Genomic DNA, 25,489 nt, shown 5'->3' on the forward strand with positions numbered 1-25,489 from the left:
CGCGGCCGCGCACAGAGGGGCCGCATACAGAGGGGCGGCCACACGCGCATCGCTCGTGGCCGTATGCGGACACCCTCATCGACACGACACAAAAACCCCGGCACGGGCTGTTGCAGCAGCCCCCGCCGGGGTCATGACCCCGGACCGGACCCGCGCGGAGCAGGCCAGGCGATCGAGGGTGTGGCACGCCAAGGATAGCCCGGCGCTCCTCACGCGGATCGGTCCGTCATCCCGACCGACCCGCTCACCACAGGAGAGCCTTGTCATGAGCAACCGGGCGCCCGCAGTAGAGGCGCGCAACCTGATCAAGACGTACCCCGGTGATGTCACCGCCCTGGGCGGCATGGCCCTCACCGTCGAACCCGGCACGGTCTTCGGGCTGCTCGGCCCCAACGGCGCCGGCAAGTCCACCACCGTCAAGATCCTCACCACCCTCGCGCGGCCCGACAGCGGCACCGCGAGCGTCGCCGGGCACGACGTGCTGCGCCATCCCGACCGGGTCCGGCGGGCGATCGGCGTGGTGGCCCAGAAGTCCGGCGCCGACCCCGTCGCCACCGGCCGCGAGAACCTGCGCCTCCAGGGCCGGCTCTACGGCCTGACCGGCGCGGCGCTGGGCCGCCGCGTGGACGAGCTCCTGGAGCGCTTCGACCTGGCCGACGCGGCCAAACGCGTGGTCAAGGGGTACTCGGGCGGCATGCAGCGCCGCCTCGATGTCGCGCTCGGCCTGGTCCACCGGCCCGAAGTCCTCTTCCTCGACGAGCCGACCACCGGGCTCGACCCCGAGGCGCGCACCGCCATGTGGGAAGAGATCTCCCGCCTCGCCGGCGACGAGGGCCTGACCATCGTGCTGACCACCCACTACCTCGAAGAGGCCGACCGGCTGGCCGAGCGGATCGCGATCGTCGACCGGGGCCGGGTCGTCGTCGAAGGCACCCCCGACGAGCTGAAGGGCGAACTGCGCGGCGACGCCGTCCACATGGAGCTGCGCGAGCCCGTGACCGGCTCACCCACCGGGCCCGCACCGCTGCGCCGGGCCCTCACCGGACTGCCCGGCGTCCACGAGGTGCTGATCGACGGCCGCCGGGTCAGTGCCCGCGCCGACGACGGCGCGGCCGCCGTGCCCGTGCTGCTCGCCGCCCTCGAACGGGCCGGTGCCTCCGTCGCCGCGGCGACCGTGGCCCGCCCCTCCCTCGACGACGTCTACCTGCGCTATGCCGGACGCCGCTACTCCGAGGCCGAGGCGGCAGCCGAAGCCCCCGCCCTCGCGACCGCGGGAGACCAGCGATGACCACCCACCTCCCCGCCCCGGGCCCGGCCACCGGCCTCAAGGGCTCCAACGCCCTCGCCCAGACCTGGTACATGACGCAGCGTCAGCTGATGGCGATCGTCCGCCAGCCCGCCTATCTCCTGATCACCCTCGTCCAGCCGGTGATCTGGCTCTTCCTCTTCGGCAACCTCTTCAAGAAGGTGGTCCAGCTCGGCGGCTTCGGCACCACCTCCTACCTGGACTACCTCGTCCCCGGCATCGTCTTGATGAGCGCGCTCGGCTCCAGCATGTGGGCCGGCATGGGCACCCTGGAGGAAATCGAGCGCGGCACGCTCAACCGGTTCCTGACCACCCCGGTCAGCCGCGCCGCCCTGATGAACGCCAACGTCGTCCAGAACGGCATCAGCATCACCGTCCAGACCGTGATCATCCTGCTGCTCGGCAAGCTCGGCGGGGCCCACTACCCCGGCGGATTCGGCGGCCTGGTCATTCTGGCGGTCGCGGCGATCCTGCTCGGCACGGTCTTCGGCGCCTTCTCCAACGCGCTCGGCATGCTGGTCCGCCAGCGCGAGTCGATCATCGGGATCAACACCTTCCTGCTGCTGCCGCTGACCTTCCTGTCATCGGCGTTCATGGCGCCGGCCCAGATGCCGTCCTGGATGCGGCACATCGCCGACTTCAACCCCCTCAACTGGGGCATGGTGGCGGGCCGTTCGGCCATGGCGGCCGACCCCGACTGGTCTCTCGTCCTCGGTCGCGGCGGTGCGCTCCTGGCCCTCGCGGTCGTGGCGGTGTGGCTCTCCACCCGTACGTTCCGCTCGTATCAAAAGTCGGTGTAACGGTTGCGCCCGGACCCGGTAGTAACCGGTGCCGCGCGCGGTCCGGGCACGCGAAGACCCCCGGCGGGGCAGACGCCGGGGGTCTTCGGGTAGGTCTTCAGGTGGGGGATGCGCCTCAGGCGGCGGGGGCCTCCTGCTCGCGCTCCACCTGCGCGTTCCACTCCCGCTTCGTCGCGCGCCAGGCGTCGTCGTCCTGGCCGAGGCGCCAGTAGCCCGAGATGGACAGGCGCTCGCGCGGTACGTTCCGCTCGACCCGGAGCAGGGCGCGCAGCTCCTTCACGAAGCCCGCCTCGCCGTGTACGAAGGCGTGCACGGCACCGGCCGGGAACTCCAGGTCCTTCACCGCGCCCACCAGACGCGAGCCGACCGGCGCCTCGCCCCGGTGCAGCCAGGTCACCTCGGCGCCGTCCGGCGTGGTGATCTTCTGCTCCTCCTCGGGACCCGACACCTCGACGAAGGCGCGCACCACGGCGCCCGCCGGCATGCGCTCCATGGCCGCCGCGATCGCGGGCAGCGCGCTCTCGTCACCGGCGAGCAGATGCCAGTCGGCCGCCGGGTCCGGGGCGTAGCCACCGCCGGGGCCGAGGAAGCGGACCGTTTCGCCGGGCTCGACCCCGGCCGCCCACGGGCCGGCAAGACCTTCGTCGCCGTGCACCACGAAGTCGACGGACAGCTCGCCGCGCTCCGCGTCCCAGGCGCGCACCGTGTACGCCCGGGTGCTCGGCCACTGCTCGCGCGGGAACTCGGCGCGGATCCGTTCCATGTCGAAGGGCTCCGGGTAGCTCACGCCCTTGGCCGGGAACAGCAGCTTGATGTAGTGGTCGGTGTGCTCGCCCACGGGGAGCCCGGCAAGTGAGGCGCCGCCGAGCACGACGCGCACCATGTGCGGGGTGATCCGCTCGGTGCGCACCACCTGAGCCTCGTTGATCTTCGGTGCTTTGCGAGACGGCCGTTCTGCCACAGTGCGCTCCCCTGATCCACCACTAGTTAGGTTTACCTAAGCTAGCACCTCAGGCCCGGAGAGTGGAGAACAGTCTGCCCGTCGCTCCCGCGAGCCCCCACCGGGCCACGAGCTCTTCGAGGGCCGCGGGGTCGCGGGGCTCTTCCGGCAGCGCCGGGTCGAACGGCGGAAGGGCGACGTCCATCGCGACCCGCACCACCTTCGGCGCGACATCCAGGTAGTCGGCCGCCTCCAGGATTCCCCGGCGCTTGGCCGGGGTCAGCCTGGAGAAGCGGTCGGCGGCCGCCGCGCGGACGCCCGCCAGATCGCCGTACTCCTTGATCAGTAGGGCCGCCGTCTTCTCGCCGATGCCCTTCACGCCGGGCAGTCCGTCGCTGGCGTCGCCGCGCAGGGCCGCGAAGTCGGCGTACTGGTCGGGGCGCACGCCGTACTTCGTCCGGATCAGCTCGTCGTCCACCACGTCGCAGTCGCCGACGCCCTTGCGGGGGTAGAGCACCCGCACCCCGCGCGCGTCGTCGACCAGCTGGAACAGGTCGCGGTCCCCGGTGACGATGTCGACCGGGCCGGGCGCGAGGCCGGACAGCGTGCCGATCACGTCGTCCGCCTCGTAGCCCGCCACGCCGACGCGGGCGATGCCCAGCGCGTCCAGCACGGCGTCGATCACCGGGACCTGCGGGGCCAGGGTGTCCGGGGTCTCCTCCTCGTCGGGCTGCCCCGGCGGCGTCACCTCGGCCACCCGGTGGGCCTTGTAGGAGGGGATCAGGTCCACCCGCCACTGCGGCCGCCAGTCCGCGTCCATGCACGCCACCAGCTCCTGCGGGCGGTGGTCGTGGACCAGGCGGGAGATGAAGTCGAGCAGGCCGCGCACGGCGTTGACCGGCGTGCCGTCGGGGGCCCTGACCGTGTCGGGGACTCCGAAGTAGGCCCGGTAATAGAGGGAGGAGGTGTCGAGGAGCATCAGGCGTCGCGTCACATCCCCGATGATGCCGCACACCACTGACAGTCATCCCGCGCTCACGGCGCATCTGCCCCGCGCCCGACGCTTGGGCGTCCGGCGACCAGCCGCTCCGCTCGTGAACAAGTGAACTGGGTCACTGTCGTGTTTGCCCTGGTCGGGCCCGGGCAGGCGCGTCGCCGGAGCGGACCCAAGTATGGATTTCAACCATTTCTCGGGCTGCGGACCGAATCCGCGCCGCTCCACGGCCCGCCCGCGGGGGATGCGGGCCGTTCTCAGTTCGACCCGTGAGGTGTATGTGTCCAGGCTGCAAGCCGAGCAGCTGTACAAGGTGTTCGGCAGACGACCCGAGGGAGCCGTCCGCAGGCTTGAAGGCGGCGCCGACCGCGACGAGCTGCGGGCGGAGGGGACGACCGCGGCGGTGATCGACGCCTCGTTCACGGTGGAACCCGGTCAGATCTTCGTGGTCATGGGCCTCTCCGGCTCGGGCAAGTCGACCCTGCTGCGCATGCTCAACGGGCTCCTGGAGCCCACATCGGGCCGCGTCCTGTTCGACGGGCAGGACGTGACCGCCCTGTCCGCCCGCGACCTGCGCGCGGTCCGCTCCAGCAAGATCAGCATGGTGTTCCAGCACTTCGCGTTGTTCCCGCACCGCAGCGTCCTGGAGAACGCCGCGTACGGCCTCGAGGTCCAGGGTGTGCCCCGTGCCGAGCGGGAGAAACGTGCCGCGGAGGCCCTGGAGCTGACCGGCCTGGCCGGCTGGGGCGACTCCTGGCCCGACGAGCTCTCCGGCGGCATGCAGCAGCGCGTGGGCCTGGCCCGCGCCCTGGCCACCGACGCCGATCTGCTCCTCATGGACGAGTCCTTCAGCGCGCTCGACCCGCTGATCCGGCGCGACATGCAGGACCAGCTCCTCGAACTCCAGAAGCGCCTGAAGAAGACGATCGTCTTCATCACGCACGACCTCAACGAGGCCATGCGGCTCGGCGACCAGATCGCCGTGATGCGCGACGGGCGGATAGTCCAGCTCGGCACCGCCGAGGACATCCTGCTCACCCCGGCCAACGACTACGTGGCCTCCTTCATCCAGGACGTCGACCGCTCCCGGGTGCTCACCGCGCTGTCCGTGATGACCGTCCCGCACCGCCCCGACGCGGGCAGCTGCGACTGCGAGAGCGTGCTGCCCGACACCCCCGTCGCGGACGTGTGCGCGGTGGCGGCCCGGGTCCCGCACCCGGTCGCCGTCAAGGACCGCGAGGGCGCCCTGCTCGGCGTCGTGCCGCAGGAGCGTCTGATCGCCTTCCTCGGGGACGACACGCAAGGCCCGGCCGACTGCTCGATGAAGGAGGTGGCCGCCCATGCCTAGGCTCCACCTCGGCGACTGGGTCGACAGCGCCGTCAACTTCCTCCAGTCCCACCTCTCCTGGCTCTTCGACGCCATCACCCACGTCGTCAACGGCATGTACGACGGCATCAACACCGTCCTCGACGCCCCCCAGCCCCTTTTGTTCGCCGGCATCCTCGCCGTCGTCGCCTGGTGGCTGCGCGGGCTCGTCGCCGGTGTCCTCACCTTCGCCGGGTTCGCGCTCATCGAGTCGATCCAGCTGTGGGACGACACGATGTCCACGCTCTCGCTGGTGCTCGTCGCGGCCATCGTGACCCTGGTCGTCGCGGTCCCGCTCGGCATCTGGGCCTCGCGCTCCAAGACGGTCAGCGCGGTGATGCGGCCGGTCCTGGACTTCATGCAGACCATGCCGGCGATGGTCTATCTGATTCCCGGCATCATCTTCTTCGGCGTCGGTGTCGTCCCCGGCATCATCGCCACCATCGTCTTCTCGCTGCCCCCGGGCGTGCGCATGACCGAACTGGGCATCCGCCAGGTCGACGGCGAACTCGTGGAGGCGGCCGAGGCTTTCGGCACCACCCCCCGCAACACCCTGCTGCGGGTGCAGCTCCCCCTCGCGCTGCCGACCATCATGGCCGGCATCAACCAGGTCATCATGCTCAGCCTCTCCATGGTCGTCATCGCGGGCATGGCGGGCGGCGGCGGCCTCGGCGGCGCCGTCTACCGCGCCATCGGCAACGTCGACATCGGGCTCGGCTTCGAGGCCGGCATCTCCATCGTCGTCCTCGCCATGTACCTGGACCGGATGACCGGCGCGCTCAGCCGCCAGGTCTCCCCGCTCGGCCGGCGCGCGCTGGCCAAGGCGAAGGCGGCCGCGGGCGGCCTGAAACTCTGGAACCACCGTCCCCAGCCGGTCGTCGCGATCGTCGGCGTGGTGATCCTCGGGCTCGTCGCGGGCGGCATGAACGTGTTCGGCTCCTCCGGGGAGGCCGCCGCGTCCGGCGCCAAGAACGTCGGCAAGGGCAAGAAGATCTCGCTCGGCTACATCCCGTGGGACGAGGGCGTCGCCTCCACCTTCCTGTGGAAGGAGCTCCTGGAGCGCCGGGGCTTCACCGTCGATGCCCGCCAGTACGAGGCCGGAGCGCTCTACACCGGCATGGCGGGCGGTCAGATCGACTTCGAGACCGACTCCTGGCTGCCCACCACGCACGCCCAGTACTGGGCGAAGTACAAGGACAAGCTGGAGGACGTGGGCTCCTGGTACGGCCCGACCTCCCTCGAGCTCTCGGTGCCGTCCTACGTCAAGGACGTCAACACCCTCGACGACCTCAAGGGCAAGGGCGCCGAGTTCCAGAACCGGATCGTGGGCATCGAGCCGAGCGCCGGTGAGACCGGGATCCTCAAGGACAAGATCCTCAAGGAGTACGGTCTCGACGGCGAGTACAAGGTCGTCGACGGCTCCACGCCGGGCATGCTGGCCGAGCTGAAGCGGGCGTACGCCAAGAAGGAGCCGATCGTGGTTCCGCTCTGGTCGCCGCACTGGGCGTACAACACCTACGACCTCAAGAAGCTCAAGGACCCCAAGGGCGCCTGGGGCAAGGGTGACGACGTGCACACGCTGGCCCGCAAGGGCTTCTCCGCCGACAACGCCGAGGTCGGCAAGTGGCTGAAGAACTTCCACATGGACGAGAAGCAGCTCACCAGCCTCGAGGCGAAGATCCAGTCCACCGGCAAGGGCAAGGAGCAGGACGCGGTGCGCGCCTGGCTCAAGGACAACCCCGGCCTCGCCGACAAGTGGACCCCGGTCGGTTCCTGAGGACCCCGTTCCACCTTCCTTCGTGCGGCCGCGGCCCCCCTCGGGCCGCGGCCGCACGACGTCGTGATCCGGCCCGATCGCGGACGGAACCCGTGGCGATCTCGGCGGGACGGTCCCGTCGGGGTCCGAAGCTGCGTAGGGTGACCTGCACGTGGCTGGTGCCACGACGGATCGAGCGAACGGGGAGGGCCCGGGAGATGGACGACAAGGAAACTCTTCGGGTGGGGGTGGCGGTGCGGCGTCTGCGCCGCGGTCTCGGTCTCACCCTGGCCGTGGTCGCCGAGCGCAGCGGCCTTTCGGTGCCCTTCCTCAGCCAGGTCGAGAACGAGCGCGCCCGCCCCAGCGCGCGCTCCCTCCAGCGCGTCGCGGACGCCTTGAACACCACGGTCGGTGAGCTGTACGACGCCGCCGACTGCGCCCGCACCGTCGACGTCGTGCGCGCCGAGCCCGAGGGGGAGGGCCAGGGCGTACGGGCCCTGCTGCGCGGCCACCACCAGCTGCACGCCATGGAGTTCACCGGTGATCAGGACACCGGGCGCGAATTCCAGCACCGCAACGACGAGTTGATGTACGTGGCCGACGGCGCCGCCGAGGTCGAGGCCGAGGGCCGCGCCTACCGTCTGGAGCGGGGCGACACGCTGTGCCTGTCCGGCGGGGTGCGCCACCGCTGGCGCGCCGCGCTGCCCGGCACCCGCATCCTGGTCGTCGCGGTCGCCGACCACATCGAGGCCATCGAGGAGACCCGCCCCTGATGGCGGGCGGGCTCGGCACGGGGCGCCACTGATGCGGGTGGTCTCCCTCGTCCCGTCCTTGACGGAGGCGGTCGCGGCCGGCGCCCCCGGATTCCTTGTGGGCGTCACCGACTGGTGCGTCCATCCGGCCGGGCTCGGCGCCGAGCGCGTCGGAGGCACCAAGAATCCGCATGTGGAGCGGATCGTCGCGCTCGCGCCGGATCTGGTCGTCGCCAACGAGGAGGAGAACAGGGCCGCCGACCTGGCCGCCCTGGCGGACGCGGGACTCGACGTCCTGGTCACCGAGGTCCGCTCGCTGCCGCAGGCCTTCACCGAGCTGGAACGGGTCCTGGTCGAGGGCTGCGGCCTGGCGCGTCCGGGCTGGCTCGACGCGGCCGAGCGGGCGTGGGCGGGGGTGCGGCCGGGCCCCGAGCGCCGGGCGGTTGTGCCGATCTGGCGGCGCCCCTGGATGGTGCTCGGCCGCGACACCTTCGCGGGCGACCTGCTCGCGCGTCTGGGCGTACGCAACGTCTACGCCGAGCACGCCGAGCGGTACCCCCGCGTCGCCGTCGAGGAGCTGAACACGGCGGGGGCCGACCTGGTCGTGCTGCCCGACGAGCCCTATCCGTTCACGCCCGGCGACGGTCCCGAGGCGTTCCCCGCCCTGCCGGCCGCCCTCGTCGACGGCCGCCATCTCACCTGGTACGGGCCCTCACTGGTCCGGGCGCCCGCCGTGCTGGGCGCGGCGCTGGGGAGGGACCGCTGAGCGCGTCGGCGCCTCAGCGGGTCACTTCTTGGCGGGCGGCGCGAGCAACCTGCCGTCGAGCAGCCCCCGTACGGTGTGGAAGCCGGCCGCCAGCCAGGCCGTCACCAGCAGCGCGTACAGGGCCACCGCCAGCCAGTCGAAGGCGTGCAGGCCGGTGTGGCGGGCCAGGCCCTCGGCCCCGGTGACGCAGGTGCCGACGGGGAAGGTGAAGGCCCACCAGGTCATCGCGAAGCCCATGCCGCGCCGGGCCGCCCGCACCGCCATCGCCACCGCGAGCGCGAGCCACATCAGGGCGAAGCCCATCACCGGCACCCCGTACACCACGGCGAAGGCGCCCATGCCCCGCGCGTAGGGGGCGCCGATCGCGCCGGACGCCACATCGGCCAGCTTGTTCACGGCGGTGGTCGACTGGCCCAGCGGGCCCAGGACCAGGAAGAGGGTCGGGGTGAGCAGGAGCGGCAGCGCGCCCCGGTGGACCAGACGCGAGAACACCACGGGCAGGATGATGAGCGTGGCGAGCAGGCTCATGCCGAACATCGCGTACGAGGCGAGCAGCATCGCCTCACGGGCCTGGCCCGCGGGCAGATGGGGGACCAGCAGCGGGCCGAGCGTCGCCGACACCATGGGCGCGACCACCGGGAGCAGCCAGACGGGGGAGGCGCTGCCGGGAGCGAGTTCGTGCCGCACCACCATCAGATACGGGACGCCCACCGCGGCCACCAGACCGGTGACCGTGCCCACGCCGTACAGCGCCCACGCCAGCGGGACCGCCGCGCTCTCGCCGATCAGCTGGGCGCCGACGGAGAGGGAGCCGATCCCGACCGCGAGGAAGGCCATCGAGAGGCAGCCGTAGAAGGGCGCGACGGCGGGGTCGAGGAGGTGGGCGCGGGCCTGGTCGCGGTGGTGCAGCCAGTGCCCGGCGCGGGCCACGAGCACTACGGCCAGCAGTGCGAGGGAGAGCGCCCAGACGAGCGCGAGACCCGGAACGTGGAAGGGCAGCCCCGCGCCCGCGTTGGCGATGATGGCGGTGCCCATGACAGCGGCGTACCAGTTCGGGCCGAGGTGGCGCAGCGCGGGGCGGCGCCGGGGGACGACGAGGGGTTGGGTGCGGGGGCGTGGTCGCGCGGTGAGGGCCATGGATCAAGCCTCGTCCCGCGCGCGGACCCCCACCACGCCCGCTGGCCCTATGAGCCCATAAGCTGGGTTTATGACCACGAGCCGCCCCGAGGACCAGGCGCCCCTCGCCCACCGGGTGCCCGACCTCGGAGCGATGGAGCTGCTGCTCGCCGTCGCCCGGCACGGCAGTCTCGGACGCGCGGCCCGCGATCTCGGCATCACCCAGCCCGCCGCGAGCAGCCGCGTCCGCTCGATGGAACGCCTCCTCGGCGTCGCGCTCGTCGACCGTTCCCCGCGCGGCTCACGGCTCACCGCCGAGGGCGTCCTCGTGACGGACTGGGCGCGGCGGGTGGTGGAGGCGGCCGAGGCGTTCGACGCGGGTGCGCAGGCGCTGCGGGGGCGGCGCGATTCGCGGCTGCGGGTCGCCGCCAGCATGACGATCGCCGAGTACCTGCTGCCGGGCTGGCTGATCGCGCTGCGCGCCGAGCGCCCGGGCACGGCGGTGTCCCTGAGCGCAGGGAACTCCGCCCTCGTGGCGAAGCTGCTGCTCGGTGACGAGGCGGACCTCGGCTTCGTCGAGGGGCTTGGCGTACCCGCCGGGCTGGACTCGGCGGTCATCGGGCACGACCGGCTCGTGGTGGTCGCGGCGCCCTCGCACCCCTGGGCGCGCCGGCGCGGGCCGCTGCCCCCGGCCGAACTGGCCGCGACCCCGCTCATCCTGCGCGAGCGCGGCTCGGGCACCCGTCAGGTCCTGGACGCGGCGCTGGCCGCGCACGGCGGACTTGCCGACCCTCTCATCGAGCTGTCCTCGACCACCGCCGTGAAGGCGTCCGTGGTCAGCGGGGCCGGGCCCTCGGTCCTGAGCGAACTGGCCCTGGGCGAGGAGCTGGCCGCCCGCCGTCTGGTGCGGATCCCGGTCGAGGGCGTACGGCTGCGGCGCGATCTGCGCGCGGTGTGGCGCAGGGGCCCGCTTCCGGCCGGCCCCGCCCGCGATCTGCTCTCCTTGGCCGCCCCCAAATAGGCCCCCGGATGCCGGTGTGAGCCGGCACCGATCCTCAGGGGCGCGGGGAACTGCGCGCTCAGCCACGCACGGCCCGCAGCCGGGGCCCCCTGGGGCTCCGCCCCAGACCCCGTTCGGCCTGAAGGGCCTCGTCCTCAAACGCCGGACGGGCTGAGGTTGCCGGTGTGGGCCAGCACGAGCCCTGCCAGGGGCGCGGGGAACTGCGCGACCAGCCACGCACGGCCCGCAGCCGGGGCCCCCTGGGGCTCCGCCCCAGACCCCGTTCGGCCTGAAGGGCCTCGTCCCCGATTGCCGGACGGGCTGGGTATGCCGGTGGGGGCCCGCGTTGACCCCGTCAGGGGCGCGGGGAACTGCGCGAGGAGCGGGCACGGTCCGCGGCCGGGGTTCTTGGGGCTGCGCCCCAGGCATCCGCGTGCTCGGCCCGGGGTCAGGCCGCCGCCCCCACCAGCCCCCGCGCCAAGCGGATGTCGTGGCCCGCCTCAGGGTGCCACTGGACGCCAAGCACCCAGCCGGGCCCACGCAGCTCCGCCGCCTCCACCGTGCCGTCCGCCGCGTACGCCGACGCCACGAGCCCGGCGCCGAGCCGGTCCACGCACTGGTGGTGGTAGGTCGGCACGGACGCCGCCTCGGGCACGAGCGAGGCGTACAGCGTGCCCGGCACCGGCTCGACGGTGTGCTCGCCGAACACCCCGCGTCCACCGGTGTGCCCGTCCAGGTGCTGCACCAGCGTGCCGCCGAGCGCGACGTTGAGGAGCTGAAGACCCCGGCAGATGCCGAGCAGCGGGGTGCCCGAGGCCAGGGCCGCCTCGATCAGGGCCAGCTCCCAGGCGTCCCGCGCGCGGGCGGGCGGCCCGGTCAGCGGGGAGGCCGTGGCCCCGTAGCGCACCGGCTCCACATCCGCGCCGCCCGCGATGATCAGGCCGTCGACGCGCGCCACCACCTCGGCCGCGGCCGCCGGGTCGTCGTCCGGCGGCAGCATCGCGGCCAGGCCCCCGGCCGCCCGCACGAGCCGGGGATAGCCGGCGGGCAGCAGGGCGGCGGGCATCTGCCAGACCCCCCACGCGGCGGGCTCCAGATACGTACTGATGCCGATCAGCGGTTTGGGCACGGTCACGGTCTCCGTTCGTAGGGGCGGGGCGGGGCGGGGCGGGCGGCCCGGTCAGTCCCGGGCGAGTTCGGCCTCGGCCTCGGCCAGCGCGGCGAACTCCTCCTCGGGCGCGTGGGCGACCAGCCGGTGGCGGCTGTAGAAGGCGAAATAGGCCAGCGCGATCGCGTAGACACCCAGCGCGATGAACGCCGCGTCCTTGTCCACAAGGAAGGTGGCCGCCAGCGCGGACAGCGCGAGCACGAAGGCGACGGAGGAGGTCAGGATGCCGCCCGGTGTGCGGTAGGGACGCTCCAGGTCCGGCTCGCGGCGCCGCAGGACCACGTGCGAGAGCGCCATCAGAGCGTACGAGATGGTGGCGCCGAACACGGCCACGTTCAGCATCCGCCCGCCGTTGCCGCTCCACGCGGCCAGCGCGAACCCGATCGCGCCGGGGATCAGCAGGCCGAGGTAGGGCGACTTGCGGCGGCTGGTCAGGGACAGGAAGCGGGGCAGGTAGCCGGCCCGGGAGAGGGCGAAGAGCTGGCGCGAGCCCGCGAAGATGAGCGAGAAGAACGACGCCACCAGGCCCGCGAGCCCCGCGTAGTTGACGAAGCGGCTGAGCGCGGTCGGTCCGCCGGCGCCCTGGAGCGCCACCACCAGCGGGTTGCCCGCGTCCTTGAGGGCCGCCGAGCCGTGCGCCCCGGTCGCGGCCAGGAACGTCACCACGGCGAGCAGGACGAGGACCGACAGCGCGATGGCGAGCGCGCGCGGCATGGACCGCACCGGATCCTTGGCCTCCTCGGCCGCGAGCGGCACCCCCTCGACGCCGAGAAAGAACCACATGCCGAAGGGGAACGCGGCCCAGATGCCGAGCACGCCGAACGGCAGCCACGAGCCGGCGCCGAGCGCCGAGGTGTCCACCGGGATGTCGTTGAGCCGGGACGCGTCGAAGTCGGTGAACGCGCCGACGGCGAAGACCAGCAGGGCCGCCACCGCGATCGCGGTGACGACCAGGCTGAAGCGCAGCGCCTCGCCCACGCCCCACAGGTGGATCCCGATGAAGAGCGCGAAGCAGGCGAGGTAGACGGGCCAGCCCGAGGTGAGCCCGAACAGGCCGAGCGATTCGACGTAGTCGCCGATGAACAGCGAGATCGCGGCGGGCGCCAGGATGTACTCGATGAGGATCGCGGTGCCGGTGAGAAATCCGCCCCAGGTGCCGAGCGCCCGGCGCGCGAAGCCGTAACCGCCGCCCGCCGTGGGCAGGATGGCGGAGAGTTCGGCGAGCGAGAAGACGAGACAGGCGTACATGATGCCCATCAGGACGGTGGCCGCCGCAAGGCCGCCGAAGCCGCCCTTGGACAGGCCGATGTTCCAGCCGGAGAAGTCGCCCGAGACCACATAGGCGACGCCGAGCCCGGTCAGCAGCAGCCAGCTGGCGCTGCCGCGCCGCAGGGTGCGCCGGTGCAGATAGTCGTCCTCGGCGGTGGCGGGTGGTGCGGTGCGCAGGTCGGTGCCCTCGGCCATGAGCCGCTCCAGATGATCGTCGGGGGAGATCAATTCAATGGTTTGGCTGCATACCTTTGCCGTAGGGCGCGGTGATGCGCAAGGGGTGGGCGCGAAACCGCGGGGTCCGGACCCGCTCAGGTCAAGAAGCCGCGCAGCAGCGCCGCCGTCCCCGCGCAGTGCTCCCGCATCACCTCGCGCGCGCCGTCCGCGTCGCCGTCGAGCACCGCCTCGACGAGCGCGGTGTGCTGGTGCTGGGAGTGCTCCAGGTTGCGCACCAGGAGCGGGATGCAGTCCAGGAGGTCGTTGACGCCGGCCCGGACCGCCGCGTACTGGGCGGTGAGCGTGGGGGATCCGGACAGCTCGGCCAGGGTGAGGTGGAGCAGGGTGTCCTGGCGGCGGTAGTCGGAGAGTTCGGCGTCGTGGGTCGCGGCGAGCGCGGCGCGCAGCCGCCCGGCGCCCCGCTCGTCCAGCCCGTGCGCCGCGCACAATCCGGCCGCCCCGGTCTCCAGGACCTCGCGGAAGCGCAGGGTGTCCTCGACGTCGACGGACGCGACGCGCCTGCGCAGCTCGTCCTCGCCGCCCTCGGCGGCCCTGGCCAGCACGAACGTGCCGCCGTAGCGGCCGCGCCTGCTCTCCACGAGGCGCTGGTCCTGGAGCACCTTCAAGACCTCGCGCAGGGTGACCCGGCTGATCCCCATCCGCTCGGCCAACTCCCGTTCGGGCGGGAGCCGTTCACCCGGTGGCACGAGCCCGAGGCGGAGCAGCTGGAGGACCTGCTCCAGCGCCTCCTCGAAGCCGTTCCCGGCCCGTACGGTCCGCAGGACGGGCACCAGCGCGTCCGGCCTCCCGTCCTCTGCCGGGTCCGGCCTCCCGTCCTCTGCCGGGTCCGGCCTCCCGTCCTCTGCCGGGTCCGCCGAGTCGATCTTCTTCGCCACGTCGTGGATTCCTCTTCCCAATCAATGGTCCTACCCCATACCTTATGGCTCTCGGCTGACCCAAGGAGGAGCTTCCCGTGGCAGACCGCACACCCCCGCTCTCGATCGAGGAGCTGCGAGACCTCGTCGCGAGCGGTGAGATCGACACTGTCGTCCTGGCCTTCCCCGATATGCAAGGGCGGTTGCAGGGCAAGCGCTTCGCGGCCGGCTTCTTCCTGGACGAGGTCCTTGCGCACGGCACCGAGGGCTGCAACTACCTGCTGGCCGTGGACACCGAGATGAACACGGTGGAGGGCTACGCGATGTCCTCCTGGGAGCGCGGCTACGGCGACTTCGCGATGCGCCCGGACGCGGCGACGCTGCGCCGCGTGCCGTGGAACGAGGGCACCGCGATGCTCATCGCCGATCTCGGCTGGAGCGACGGCGCCCCGGTCGTCGCCGCGCCCCGCCAGATCCTGCGCCGCCAGCTGGAACGGCTCGCGGAGCACGGCTACACCGCCCAGGTGGGCACCGAGCTCGAATTCATCGTCTTCCGGGACAGCTACGAGCAGGCCTGGGACGCGGGGTACCAGGGCCTGACCCCGGCCAATCAGTACAACATCGACTACTCCGTGCTCGGCACCGGCCGCATCGAGCCGCTGCTTCGCCGCATCCGCAACGAGATGCAGGCCGCGGGCCTGACCGTCGAGTCCGCCAAGGGGGAGTGCAACCCCGGCCAGCACGAGATCGTCTTCCGCTACGACGAGGCCCTGGTCACCTGCGACCAGCACGCGATCTACAAGACCGGCGCCAAGGAGATCGCCGCCCAGGAGGGCGTCTCGCTCACCTTCATGGCCAAGTACGACCAGCGCGAGGGCAACTCCTGCCACATCCACCTCTCGCTCACCGACGAGGACGGCCGCAATGTGATGGCGGGCGACGGACCCGGTCACATGTCGCCCCTCATGCGCCACTTCCTGGCCGGCCAGCTCGCCGCGCTGCGCGACTTCTCCCTCCTGTACGCGCCGAACATCAACTCCTACAAGCGCTTCCAGCCGGGCTCCTTCGCGCCCACCGCCGTCGCCTGGGGCCACGACAACCGCACCTGCGCGCTGCGGGTCGTCGGCCACGGCGCCTCGACCCGGTTCGAAAACCGCCTCCCGGGCGGCGACGTCAACCCCCACCTCGCCGTCGCCGGACTCGTTGCGGCCGGCCTGTACGGCATCGAGAACGAGCTGGAGCTGCCCGAGCCCTGCACGTCCAACGCCTATGTCGGCGACTACGCCCACGTCCCCACCACCCTGCGCGAAGCCGCCGAACTGTGGGAGAACAGCCCCATCGCCAAGGCCGCGTTCGGGGACGAGGTCGTCGCGCACTACCGCAACATGGCGCGGGTCGAACTCGACGCGTTCGACGCCGCGGTGACCGACTGGGAGCTCCGCCGCTCCTTCGAACGCCTGTGAGGAACACGTTGTCCACCGCGTCCACCGCGTACGAGCTACAGGTACTCAACCCCGCCACCGAGGAGGTGATCGCGGTCGTCGCCGGCGCCACCGTCGCCGACGTGGACGCCGCGGTCGCACGGGCCAGGGCCGCCCAGCGCGGCTGGGCCGCCGCGGCCCCCGCCGACCGCGCCCGCCTCCTGCGCCGCTTCGCGGCCGTGGTCGACCAACACATCGAGGAACTGGCCCAGTTGGAGGTCCAGGAGGCCGGGCACACCATCGGCAACGCCCGCTGGGAGGCGGGCAACGTCCGCGATCTGCTCGACTTCTCGGCCGGGGGAGTGGAGCGCCTGAGTGGGCGTCAGATTCCGGTCGCGGGCGGCCTCGACATCACCCTGCTCGAACCGCTCGGCGTGGTCGGTGTCATCGCCCCCTGGAACTTCCCGATGCCCATCGCCGCCTGGGGCACCGCCCCCGCGCTCGCGGCCGGCAACGCGGTGATCCTCAAGCCCGCGGAGACCACCCCGCTCACCGCCCTGCGGCTGGCCGGCCTCGCCCTGGAGGCGGGGCTGCCCGAAGGCCTCTTCCAGGTCCTGCCCGGCGCGGGCACGATCGCGGGGGACGCGCTCGTCGAGCACCCCGGCGTAGCGAAGATCGTCTTCACCGGGTCCACCCGCGTCGGCAAGCAGATCATGGCCAAGTGCGCCGACCGCGTGAAGCGGGTGACCCTCGAACTCGGCGGCAAGAGCCCCAACATCGTCTTCGCCGACGCCGACATCGAGGCGGCGGCCGCCGCCACCCCCATGTCCTTCCTCGACAACTGCGGCCAGGACTGCTGCGCCCGCACCCGCATCCTGGTCCAGCGCGGCGCGTACGACCGCTTCATGGAACTGCTCGGCCCCGCCATCGAGGAGATCGTGGTCGGTGATCCGGCCGACGAGAAGACGATGATGGGCCCGCTGATCTCGCGCGTCCAGCTGGACCGCGTCCGCTCCTACGTCCCCGACGACGCGCCCGCGCTGCGCGGCAGCGCGCCCGACGGGCCCGGCTTCTGGTTCGCGCCAACCGTCCTGACCGGCCTGGGCCCCGACGCGCCCGCCGCCGTCGAGGAGGTCTTCGGGCCGGTCGCCGTCGTGCTCCCCTTCGAGGACGAGGAGGACGCGGTACGGCTCGCCAACGCCACCGACTACGGGCTTTCCGGCTCGATCTGGACCCGCGACATCGGCCGCGCGCTGCGCCTCTCGCGCGCCGTCGCGGCCGGCAACCTGTCCGTCAACTCCCATTCCAGCGTGCGCTATTCGACCCCGTTCGGCGGCTACAAGCAGTCCGGCCTCGGCCGCGAGCTCGGCCCCGACGCCCTGGCCGCATTCACCGAGACCAAGAACGTCTTCATCAGCACGGAGGCCTGAGCACCCATGACCGACGACACCGCAACGACCCCTGGGGACTCCCCCCGGAACCCCGTCTGCCGCCGCCTGACCGGCCGCACCGCCGTCATCACCGGAGCCGGCAGCGGTATCGGACTCGCCACCGCCAAGCGCTTGGCCGCCGAGGGCGCCCACGTGGTGTGCGGGGACATCGACGAGAGCGCCGGCAAGGCCGCCGCGGAAGCCGTCGGCGGGCTCTTCGTCAAGGTCGACGTCACCGACCCAGAACAGGTCGAGGCGCTGTTCAAGACGGCGTTCGACACCTACGGCAGCGTCGACATCGCGTTCAACAACGCGGGCATCTCGCCGCCCGACGACGACTCGATCCTCACCACCGGACTCGACGCCTGGCGCCGCGTCCAGGAGGTCAACCTCACCTCCGTGTATCTGTGCTGCAAGGCGGCGCTGCCCTACATGCGGCGCCAGGGACGGGGCTCCATCATCAACACCGCCTCGTTCGTGGCCGTCATGGGCGCGGCGACCTCGCAGATTTCGTACACCGCCTCCAAGGGCGGCGTGCTCGCGATGTCGCGCGAGCTCGGTGTGCAGTTCGCCCGCGAGGGCATCCGCGTCAACGCGCTGTGCCCGGGGCCCGTCAACACCCCGCTGCTCCAGGAGCTGTTCGCCAAGGACCCCGAGCGCGCCGCGCGCCGCCTGGTGCACATCCCTGCGGGCCGCTTCGCCGAGGCCGACGAGATCGCCGCCGCCGTCGCCTTCCTCGCGAGCGACGACTCCTCCTTCATCAACGCCACCGACTTCCTGGTCGACGGCGGCATCTCCGGGGCGTACGTCACGCCCCTCTAAACCCCCTCTCCTCCCCTCGGCCCCGGCTGTTCACCCGACGGTCACGCACTGGGCGGCCGGGCGTCGCACGACGCCCGGCCGCGCTGTCTAGCGTCCGTGACGATCTTCCCTACGACAGGAGTCCTCCAGCGTGTCTGCCCTCTCCGCGGTCCCCGCCGTCCGCCGGCTTCCCGTCCTCGCCGCGGCGCTCTCCATGGCCGCCGCCGGGCTCGTCGCCGCACAGCCCGCCGAGGCGCACCCGGCGCGCTGCCCCCAACTGACCATCTCCCAGGGGTGGTTCGGCGACAACCAGGACCGCATCCAGGACCTGATCGACACCTACGGCACCTGCGAGGCGGGCGCGGGTCACGGCAAGAAGGAGCCGGTCGCCGTCTTCGACTGGGACAACACGGTCGTCAAGAACGACGTCGGTGACGCCACCATGTACTGGCTGCTGCGCCACTCCAAGATCCAGCGCCCGGCGCGCGGAGACTGGCGCACCACCAGCCGCTACCTCACCAAGGACGCGGCCACGGCGCTGTCCGCCGCGTGCCCGGCGGGCCCCTCCAAGACGCTGCCGACCGCGAGCGACACGCGGTGCGCGGACGAAATCCTCGCGGTGTACGGCGAGGGCGCCACCAGCGCGGGCACGGCCGCCTTCGCCGGGTACGACCGCCGCACCATCGAGCCCTCCTACGCCTGGCTCGCCCAGCTCCTGCACGGCTGGACCCCGGCGCAGGTCCGGTCCTTCGCGGCGGCGGCCCGCGCCGAGAACCTGTCGGCCCCGGCCGACGCCGTCCAGACGGTCGGCAGCAACACCAAGGCCACCGCCTGGGTGCGCTACTACGACCAGCAGCGCGATCTGATCCGTACGCTCCAGAGGGCCGGCTTCGACGTCTGGATCACCTCCGCGTCGCCCGAGCCCGTGGTGGACGTCTGGGCGCGCGGCGCGGGCGTGGACCCGGACCACGCCATCGGCATCCGCTCCACCACCGAGCACGGCCGCATCACCTCGCACCTCGTGGGCTGCGGCTCGGCCAAGGACGGCGACGACTCGGTGATCACCTACATCGACGGCAAGCGCTGCTGGATCAACCAGGAGATCTTCGGGGTGCGCGGCGCCGCCGCCGAGCGCGTACAGCCGGCGGGCCGGCGGCAGGTGTTCGCGGCCGGCGACTCCGACACCGACGTCTCCTTCCTGCGAGACGCCACCGGTCTTCGGCTCGTCCTGAACCGCAACAAGAACGAGCTGATGTGCCGGGCGTACGACGACAGCGACGGCCGCTGGATCGTGAACCCGATGTTCATCGAGCCCAAGGGCCGAAAGACGGCGCCCTACCCCTGCGCCACCACCGGCTACACCGGCCACGACGGCACCCCGGCCCCGGTGCGCCGCGCCGACGGCTCGGTCGTTCCGGATCAGCGGGACTCCGTGTACGCCGGCTGAACACGGGTTCTAGGCTGGGGCCATGACCTTGACGACCCCGCCCGGCTGGTACGCGGATCCGGGCCTGCCCGGCAACGAACGCTGGTGGGACGGCGCGGCCTGGACCGCGCACACCCGCGCCGCAGGCCAGCAGGGCTACGGGCCCCCGGTGGCGGTCGTGGCCCCGCCGCCCGCCCGTCGGCGCGGCCGGGCGGCGGTCATCGCCTCGGCCGCCGTGCTCCTGGTGGCCGGGATCGTCGCCGCCGTCCTCGTCGCCCGGCCCGGGGACGACGGGGCGCGGGCGGCGGCCCCGAGCAAGGGGCCCAAGGCGCCGTCGGCCGCCAACGCCCCGGCCCCGCAGGACAGTCCGGCACCCTCGCGCGATCCGCACCGGCTCGTCGACCAGCTCAACGGCATCACCCTGCCCATCCCGGACGGCTGGGAGGAGGGCGACGACCCGGTGACCGGACGCGTCACCATGGTGACCAAGGACATCCTGTACTGCCCGGGCGACCAGGGGTACTGCCGTGGCGGCGGGGTCTCCACGACGACGGCCACCCGGACCGACCTCACGACCCCCGAGGCCGTCGCCAAGAACGACATCGCCGACGCCGCCAAGGACGCCTACGACGCGGACCCCACCGGCAACGGCGTCCACCACTACAAGGGCATCACCTCGCACCAGGAGGTGAAGTCCGCCCCCGTGTCGGTCGACGGGAGCACCGGCTATCTGGTGCGCTGGCGGGTCAAGACCGGCGCGGGGCCCGGCGGTTACGTCGAATCCCTCGCCTTTCCCGCGCCCATGGCCAACCAGGCGATGGTCATCGTGCGGCTCTCCTTCGACGCGGGGTCCGACGGGCCGCCGCTCGCCCTCATGGACACCATCGCGCAGGGCATCGCGCCGATCGGCGGCAGTGGGGGTGGCGGCGGCGGTCAGAACGGCGGCGTCGGCACCAGCCTGGCCCCGCCCTCGCCCTGATCCGGGGGCGGCGGGCCTACAGGAACGTGCGGCCCTCGCCCCGGTAGGTCGGCACGGTCGCCGTCACGCGGTCGCCCTCCACCAGGTGCAACTCCCCGAAACGCTCGCACAGTTCGCCCGCCTTGGCGTGCCGGAACCACACCTTGTCGCCGATCAGCAGGTCGTCGGCGGGGGAGCCGAGCAGCGGCGTCTGCACCTCGCCGGCGCCCTCCTGTGGGTCGTAGCGCAGGCCCTCCGGCAGATACGGCACCGGAAGGCGGTCCGCGCCGGGCGCGCCCGAGGCCGGGTAGCCGCCGCCGAGCACAGTCACCACGCCGACGCCCGGCCGGCGCACCACCGGCTGGGCGAACAGGGCGGCCGGGCGCCCGCTGAAGGAGGTGTAGTTGTCGAAGAGCCGCGGCACGTAGAGCCCCGAGCCCGCGGCGATCTCGGTCACCGCCGCCTCGGCCGCCGTGTGCTGCACACTGCCCGTGCCGCCCCCGTTGACGAACTCCAGATCCGGCGCGACCGCCCGCACCGCGCGCACCACGTGGGCCCGCCGTGCCGCGAGCTCCTTGCGGGCCACGGCCTGCATCGCCCGGATCGCCCGCGAACGCAGCGGACGCCCCGCCACCGCGTCCCCGACCCCGGCGACATGACCCTCGTACGCCATCAGACCCACCAGCCGGAAACCCGGGCGCCGCGCCACCGAGCGGGCCAGTTCGGCCAGTTGGGCCGGGGTGCGCAGCGGGGAGCGGCGGGCGCCGACACGCACCCGGCCCCCCAGCAGCTGGAGCGAGGTGTCCAGCTCCAGGCAGACCCGCACCTCGTGCCCGGCGCCCTCGCGGGCCCGGTCCACCAGGTCGAGCTGCGCCGGGTCGTCGATCATCACGGTGATGGCGCCGGCGAGCTTGGAGTCCCCGGTCAGCTCGGTGAAGGCCGCGCGGTCGGTGGAGGGATAGGCGAGCAGTACGTCCTCGAACCCGGCGCGCGCCAGCCATACCGACTCCGCGAGCGTGAAGGACATCAGGCCCGCGAAGCCGGGCCGGGCGAGCACCCGCTCCAGGAGCGCGCGGCAGCGCACCGACTTGCTGGCCACCCGGACCGGCTTGCCGGCCGCCCGGCGGACGACGTCATCCGCGTTGGCGTCGAACGCCTCCAGATCGACGATCGCCACCGGCGCGTCGAGATGAGCGGTCGCCCGGTCGTACCGGGCGCGGTCAGCGGCGCGGGGTGTCATGGCGGAAGCCTGCCAGAACCGGTTACCACAAGGTAGGGGTCGAAGAGCGCGGACCGTACGGGATGCCGCGGCGCCCGGACCGGTCTGCGCCCGCACAGGATCAGCCCGTAGAGTGACGCCCGAGCGCGAAAGGGCTGGACCGGACGGCAAGAGGGGTACGAGGGGGGCGGATGACCACCGACGCACGGCCCCCGCACACCACCCCCCAACTGCCCTCCCCCGCACCGGAACCCGAGGCGTCCGATCCCCCCGCGCCGGCTCCCGCCGGGCCCGCGCCCGCCCGCGCCGCCGACCGGCCGCGCTGCGCGCTCAACCTGATGGACCCGGGCCCGGTCCTGCCCGACCGGCCGAACACCCCCATACCCTCCGGGGTTTCGGCGCCGCCTCCCGTCGCCCTGCCTCCCACCGCGCTGCCTCCCGTCGCGATACCCCCGCCGCCGGCCGCCCCGCCCAAGCCGCTGCTGCCTCCGCCACCGCTGTCCGACGAGCCGGGCCCGCTGCGGCCGGTGCCGGCCCGCAGGCCCGGGCGCGTGGCGGCGGCCGCGGTCTGCGTCGTCCTCGGCGTCGGGCTCATCGGCGGGGCGGCGGCCGGCACCTGGCTCGACGGCGGCTCCGGCGGGCCCTCGGCGCCCAGCACCTACACCGCCGCGCGCGAGCTGTGGCACAGCGTCCCCGTCGACACCCTCTTCCCGCCCAGCATCCGGGGCACCGGCGCGGGCCCGGGCGGTGCGGACCGCCAGTGGACCCGGATCGGCGTCGCGCCGGACGGCGACTGCGCGGACGCGCTCGACCCCCTGCTCCAGAAGGTCGTGGCACCGGTCGGCTGCGCCCGCCTGTTGCGCGCCACCTACACCGACGCCACCGAGACCAGCGTGATCACCGTCGGACTCCTCTTCACCCGCGCCCAGCCCGCCGCGATGACCGCCCTGGCGAACCGGTTCAGGAACGAGAAGCTGGGGGAGCGTACGGACCTGATGCCGAGACCCTACGCCGTCAAGAACAACGCCGCCGCCGCGTTCGGCGACAAGCAGCGCGCGAGCTGGACGGTACGGGTGCTCACGGACGCGCCCGTCGTCGTCACCGCCGTCTCGGGGTTCGCGGACGGCCGCGTGGCCCCCGCGCCGCAGTCCGCCGACACGGCCACGGCCCAGGCGGCGAGCGGACCCGTGGCCGAGGCGGGCCTCGGCCACGACGCCAAGGGCATCGCCGACACCGTCGAACGCGACCTGCGCAAGAAGGTGGCCTCGGGCCCGGAGCGTGCGCGGTGACCCGGCAGCCGGCGGCTGGAGCGCCGATGACTCGGGCGCGCGCCCGCGTGCCCGCCGTCCGGGCGCGCCGCGCGGCCGCGCTGGGCGCCGCCGCCGCGCTCACCCTGCTCGTCGCCGCAGGACCCGCGCACGCCGACGGCATCCGCGACCGCCAGTGGGAACTGGGCGCCATGCACACCCAGCAGGCCTGGCGCACCTCCCAGGGCAAGGGCGTCACCGTCGCGGTCCTGGACACCGGTGTCGACGCCGACCACCCCGACCTCGCGGGGCAGGTACTGCCCGGCAACGACCTCATCGGCTTCGGCGCGGAGCCCGGCAGCCGCGACTGGGCCCGGCACGGCACCGCCATGGCCGGGATCATCGCGGGCCACGGACACGGCGCGGACAACCGTTCCGGCGTGCTCGGCGTCGCGCCCGAGGCCAGGATCCTTCCCGTCCGCGTCATCCTGGAGTCGTCCGACCCGGCCCGCGCACAGGCCCGCGAGTCCAAGGGCGGCGCGCTCGCCGACGGCATCCGCTGGGCCGCCGACAACGGCGCCGACGTCATCAACCTCTCGCTCGGCGACGACAGCGCCTCCGCGCACCCCGAACCCGCCGAGGACGCCGCGATCCAGTACGCGCTCGGCAAGGGCGCCGTCGTCGTGGCCTCGGCCGGCAACGGCGGCGACTCCGGCGACCACATCTCCTACCCGGCCGCCTATCCCGGCGTGATCGCGGTGGCCGCCGTCGACAAGAACGGCACCCACGCCTCCTTCTCCACCCGGCGCTGGTACGCCACCGTCAGCGCACCCGGCGTGGACGTCGTGATAGCCGACCCGGACCGCAAGTACTACGAGGGCTGGGGCACGAGCGCCGCCTCCGCCTTCGTGTCCGGCGCCGTCGCCCTGCTGCGCTCGGCGGACCCGGGCCTGACCCCGGCGCAGATCAAGAAGCTCCTCCAGGACACCGCGCGCGACTCCCCCCGGGGCGGCCGCGACGACGCCCGTGGCTACGGCATGATCGACCCGGCCGCCGCCCTCGCCGCCGCGGCCGGACTGAAACCGGGCGCGGTACGCCCCCATGCCGCCGGGTACGGCAAGACCTACTTCGGCGGCGGCCCCGACGTGCCGGCCGCCTCGGACGACCCGGGCGACTGGCTCGCCCCGCTCTCCGCGGGCGGCGGCGTCCTGCTGCTCGCCACCGGCGTGGCGCTGTGGCGCTCCACGCGGGTCAAGACGCCGCGCGAGTGGCTGTAGGCCGGTCCGGAGGCCGTGCGGGACCGGCAGGCCGGCCCGGTTAGTCTCATGGCGTGGCGCTCAAGAACATTCCGGATTCCGGCTTCTCCGACGACGACGGCACCGCCGCCCCCGAACTGACCGAGGCGCTGGCCGCCTGGGCCGAGGACAGATCGGCCGAGCCACGCGTGCTCGCCGCGCTGCGCACGGCGCGGCTGCTGGTCCCCGTGGTCGCGCTGCTGGGTGAGAGCGAGATCGACGAACACGGCCTCAAGCGCGAGAAGACCAGCGACATGGCGGTGCCCACCCTGAAGGCGGGCGGGCGCACGGCGCTGCCCGCCTTCACCTCGACCCAGGCGCTCGCGCTGTGGGACCCGGCGGCCCGGCCGGTGGCGGTCCCGCTGCGCCAGGCGCTCGCGGCCGCCGTGCACGAGAAGGCGGACACCGTGGTCATCGACCTGGCGGGGCCGGTGGCGTACGAACTGAAGGGCGCGGCCCTGCTCGCCCTGGCCGAGGGACGCGCCGATGCCGAGCCGCTCCAGGACCCGGCGGTGATCGAGGCGGTGCGCTCGGCGGTGGCCGCCGTCCCCGAGGTGCTGCGCGCCCATCTCGGCCCCGGCAGCGCCGACGGCACGCTCGCCCTGGTCCTCGCCGACGGAGCGGCGCCCGCCGAGGCCGGACGCCGGGTGGCCGAGCTGATCGCCGCCGACGAGACTTTGCGGGCCCGGCTTGTGCGGGGGCTCGACCTGGCCGTGCTGCCGTCCGGGGCCCCACAGCCGAACGGGCCGCTCTTCACCCGGTGAGGTGAGGAGCGGCCCGTTCGCGCGTGGGTCCTGGAGGAAGGGCTCAGCCGAAGACGGCGCCCGTGTACTTCTCGCCCGGCCCCTGGCCCGGCGCGTCCGGGACGAGGGAGGCCTCGCGGAAGGCCAGCTGGAGCGACTTCAGGCCGTCGCGCAGGGGCGCGGCGTGGAAGGACGAGATCTCGGTGGCCCCGGCGTCCAGGAGGCCGGCCAGGGCGTGCACCAGCTTGCGGGCCTCGTCGAGGTCCTTGTGCTGGTCGCCCTCCTCGGTCAGGCCGAGCTTCACGGCGGCGGCGCTCATCAGGTTCACGGCGACCGTCACGATCACCTCTACCGCCGGGACCTCCGCGATGTCGCGGGTCATGGTGTCGAAGTCGGCGGTGCCGGCGGATGCGTCGGCGGAGGTGGCGGCAGCGGTGTTCTGGGGGGGCGTCTCACTCATGCCCCCACGATAGGCGCTGGTCGGACCCGGCCCCTCCGGCACGCTCGGTTGGTCCCTGCGCCGGGTTGCTGCTAACCTTGTGTAACGACCGGCCAGGCACGTGTGCCCGGCCCACAAGTGGAGGCTCCGATCTCCCACCCGACCACCCTCACGGGAGGCGGGTCA

23 protein-coding genes are annotated in these 25,489 nt (G+C 73.1%); 15 read left to right on the forward strand and 8 right to left on the reverse strand.

The genetic code is table 11. From position 1 onward, the window contains the following. Window positions 1–265 precede the first annotated feature (265 nt). Window positions 266–1,288 carry an ATP-binding cassette domain-containing protein gene (locus tag ACFYM2_RS13320; RefSeq protein ID WP_359001029.1) on the forward strand — a complete coding sequence of 341 codons (1,023 nt, stop codon included), beginning with the start codon at window positions 266–268 and terminating at the stop codon, window positions 1,286–1,288. Continuing rightward, window positions 1,285–2,106 carry an ABC transporter permease gene (locus ACFYM2_RS13325; protein WP_359001026.1) on the forward strand — a complete coding sequence of 274 codons (822 nt, stop codon included), beginning with the start codon at window positions 1,285–1,287 and terminating at the stop codon, window positions 2,104–2,106. Before ACFYM2_RS13320 ends, ACFYM2_RS13325 begins: the two co-directional genes overlap by 4 nt. 115 nt (window positions 2,107–2,221) lie before the next feature. On the opposite strand, the gene ACFYM2_RS13330 is transcribed toward ACFYM2_RS13325, so the two are convergent. Together ACFYM2_RS13330 and ACFYM2_RS13335 are read right to left on the reverse strand one after the other, a co-directional pair. Further along, a complete protein-coding gene (locus tag ACFYM2_RS13330; RefSeq protein WP_359001023.1) occupies window positions 2,222–3,067 on the reverse strand; it encodes a siderophore-interacting protein in 846 nt (281 codons plus the stop codon). A gap of 49 nt (window positions 3,068–3,116) precedes the next feature. Then, on the reverse strand, window positions 3,117–4,025 hold the full coding sequence (locus ACFYM2_RS13335) for a 5'-3' exonuclease H3TH domain-containing protein (protein ID WP_388836238.1): 909 nt from the start codon (window positions 4,023–4,025) through the stop codon (window positions 3,117–3,119). Window positions 4,026–4,284: 259 nt separating this feature from the next. Here ACFYM2_RS13335 and ACFYM2_RS13340 point away from each other — a divergent pair, with 259 nt between their 5' ends. The 4 genes from ACFYM2_RS13340 to ACFYM2_RS13355 all read left to right on the forward strand — a co-directional run bounded on the left by ACFYM2_RS13340 (window position 4,285) and on the right by ACFYM2_RS13355 (window position 8,680). Further along, window positions 4,285–5,388, forward strand: coding sequence for a glycine betaine/L-proline ABC transporter ATP-binding protein (locus ACFYM2_RS13340; RefSeq protein ID WP_388836241.1), 1,104 nt, complete (start codon window positions 4,285–4,287; stop codon window positions 5,386–5,388). Continuing rightward, the gene (locus tag ACFYM2_RS13345) at window positions 5,381–7,183 is read left to right on the forward strand and encodes an ABC transporter permease/substrate binding protein (RefSeq protein ID WP_388835972.1); all 1,803 of its coding nucleotides are present in this window, start codon (window positions 5,381–5,383) and stop codon (window positions 7,181–7,183) included. Before ACFYM2_RS13340 ends, ACFYM2_RS13345 begins: the two co-directional genes overlap by 8 nt. A gap of 197 nt (window positions 7,184–7,380) precedes the next feature. Then, window positions 7,381–7,935: a helix-turn-helix domain-containing protein gene (locus tag ACFYM2_RS13350; protein WP_350229425.1), complete on the forward strand. Its 555-nt coding sequence runs from the start codon at window positions 7,381–7,383 to the stop codon at window positions 7,933–7,935. A gap of 31 nt (window positions 7,936–7,966) precedes the next feature. Continuing rightward, window positions 7,967–8,680, forward strand: a complete 714-nt coding sequence (locus ACFYM2_RS13355; protein WP_359004257.1) for a helical backbone metal receptor — start codon at window positions 7,967–7,969, stop codon at window positions 8,678–8,680. 21 nt (window positions 8,681–8,701) lie between these two features. On the opposite strand, the gene ACFYM2_RS13360 is transcribed toward ACFYM2_RS13355, so the two are convergent. Next, window positions 8,702–9,817 (reverse strand): TDT family transporter, encoded by a 1,116-nt coding sequence (locus ACFYM2_RS13360; protein ID WP_388835975.1) that lies wholly within the window; start codon window positions 9,815–9,817, stop codon window positions 8,702–8,704. Between the two features lie 70 nt (window positions 9,818–9,887). Between ACFYM2_RS13360 and ACFYM2_RS13365 the strand changes: the two genes are divergently transcribed. Next, entirely contained in the window at window positions 9,888–10,817 is a 930-nt protein-coding gene (locus tag ACFYM2_RS13365) for a LysR family transcriptional regulator (protein ID WP_359004251.1), read from the forward strand. Between the two features lie 427 nt (window positions 10,818–11,244). On the opposite strand, the gene ACFYM2_RS13370 is transcribed toward ACFYM2_RS13365, so the two are convergent. From ACFYM2_RS13370 to ACFYM2_RS13380, 3 genes are all read right to left on the reverse strand, one after another. Further along, on the reverse strand, window positions 11,245–11,925 hold the full coding sequence (locus ACFYM2_RS13370; RefSeq protein ID WP_359004275.1) for a gamma-glutamyl-gamma-aminobutyrate hydrolase family protein: 681 nt from the start codon (window positions 11,923–11,925) through the stop codon (window positions 11,245–11,247). A gap of 51 nt (window positions 11,926–11,976) precedes the next feature. After that, window positions 11,977–13,428 carry an ethanolamine permease gene (eat, locus tag ACFYM2_RS13375; protein WP_388836244.1) on the reverse strand — a complete coding sequence of 484 codons (1,452 nt, stop codon included), beginning with the start codon at window positions 13,426–13,428 and terminating at the stop codon, window positions 11,977–11,979. A gap of 116 nt (window positions 13,429–13,544) precedes the next feature. Next, complete coding sequence (locus ACFYM2_RS13380; protein ID WP_359004270.1) at window positions 13,545–14,243, reverse strand: FCD domain-containing protein; 699 nt, start codon at window positions 14,241–14,243, stop codon at window positions 13,545–13,547. 179 nt (window positions 14,244–14,422) lie between these two features. Between ACFYM2_RS13380 and ACFYM2_RS13385 the strand changes: the two genes are divergently transcribed. The 5 genes from ACFYM2_RS13385 to ACFYM2_RS13405 all read left to right on the forward strand — a co-directional run bounded on the left by ACFYM2_RS13385 (window position 14,423) and on the right by ACFYM2_RS13405 (window position 20,381). Then, a complete protein-coding gene (locus ACFYM2_RS13385; RefSeq protein WP_359004249.1) occupies window positions 14,423–15,787 on the forward strand; it encodes a glutamine synthetase family protein in 1,365 nt (454 codons plus the stop codon). 8 nt (window positions 15,788–15,795) lie between these two features. Continuing rightward, entirely contained in the window at window positions 15,796–17,175 is a 1,380-nt protein-coding gene (locus ACFYM2_RS13390; protein WP_388835978.1) for an aldehyde dehydrogenase family protein, read from the forward strand. Window positions 17,176–17,181: 6 nt separating this feature from the next. Further along, complete coding sequence (locus ACFYM2_RS13395) at window positions 17,182–17,997, forward strand: 3-oxoacyl-ACP reductase (protein ID WP_388835981.1); 816 nt, start codon at window positions 17,182–17,184, stop codon at window positions 17,995–17,997. 193 nt (window positions 17,998–18,190) lie between these two features. Beyond that, window positions 18,191–19,423: a haloacid dehalogenase-like hydrolase gene (locus tag ACFYM2_RS13400; RefSeq protein ID WP_388836247.1), complete on the forward strand. Its 1,233-nt coding sequence runs from the start codon at window positions 18,191–18,193 to the stop codon at window positions 19,421–19,423. A gap of 22 nt (window positions 19,424–19,445) precedes the next feature. Beyond that, window positions 19,446–20,381, forward strand: coding sequence for a DUF2510 domain-containing protein (locus ACFYM2_RS13405; protein WP_388835985.1), 936 nt, complete (start codon window positions 19,446–19,448; stop codon window positions 20,379–20,381). A gap of 16 nt (window positions 20,382–20,397) precedes the next feature. Here ACFYM2_RS13405 and ACFYM2_RS13410 read toward each other — a convergent pair whose 3' ends face one another. After that, complete coding sequence (locus ACFYM2_RS13410) at window positions 20,398–21,600, reverse strand: amino acid deaminase/aldolase (protein WP_359004236.1); 1,203 nt, start codon at window positions 21,598–21,600, stop codon at window positions 20,398–20,400. A gap of 170 nt (window positions 21,601–21,770) precedes the next feature. On the opposite strand from ACFYM2_RS13410, the gene ACFYM2_RS13415 reads away from it, so the two are divergent. From ACFYM2_RS13415 to ACFYM2_RS13425, 3 genes are read left to right on the forward strand one after another with little or no spacing between them, the layout of a single operon-like run. After that, window positions 21,771–22,868, forward strand: a complete 1,098-nt coding sequence (locus tag ACFYM2_RS13415; protein ID WP_388835989.1) for a hypothetical protein — start codon at window positions 21,771–21,773, stop codon at window positions 22,866–22,868. Between the two features lie 26 nt (window positions 22,869–22,894). Next, window positions 22,895–24,103: a type VII secretion-associated serine protease mycosin gene (gene mycP, locus ACFYM2_RS13420; RefSeq protein ID WP_388835992.1), complete on the forward strand. Its 1,209-nt coding sequence runs from the start codon at window positions 22,895–22,897 to the stop codon at window positions 24,101–24,103. A 53-nt stretch (window positions 24,104–24,156) separates the two neighbouring features. Then, the gene (locus tag ACFYM2_RS13425; RefSeq protein ID WP_388835995.1) at window positions 24,157–24,885 is read left to right on the forward strand and encodes an SseB family protein; all 729 of its coding nucleotides are present in this window, start codon (window positions 24,157–24,159) and stop codon (window positions 24,883–24,885) included. 43 nt (window positions 24,886–24,928) lie between these two features. On the opposite strand, the gene ACFYM2_RS13430 is transcribed toward ACFYM2_RS13425, so the two are convergent. Beyond that, complete coding sequence (locus tag ACFYM2_RS13430; RefSeq protein WP_359004224.1) at window positions 24,929–25,324, reverse strand: DUF1844 domain-containing protein; 396 nt, start codon at window positions 25,322–25,324, stop codon at window positions 24,929–24,931. Window positions 25,325–25,489: the final 165 nt, after the last annotated feature.

This window comes from Streptomyces sp. NPDC006711 (genome assembly GCF_042869775.1).
GTDB lineage: Bacteria > Actinomycetota > Actinomycetes > Streptomycetales > Streptomycetaceae > Streptomyces.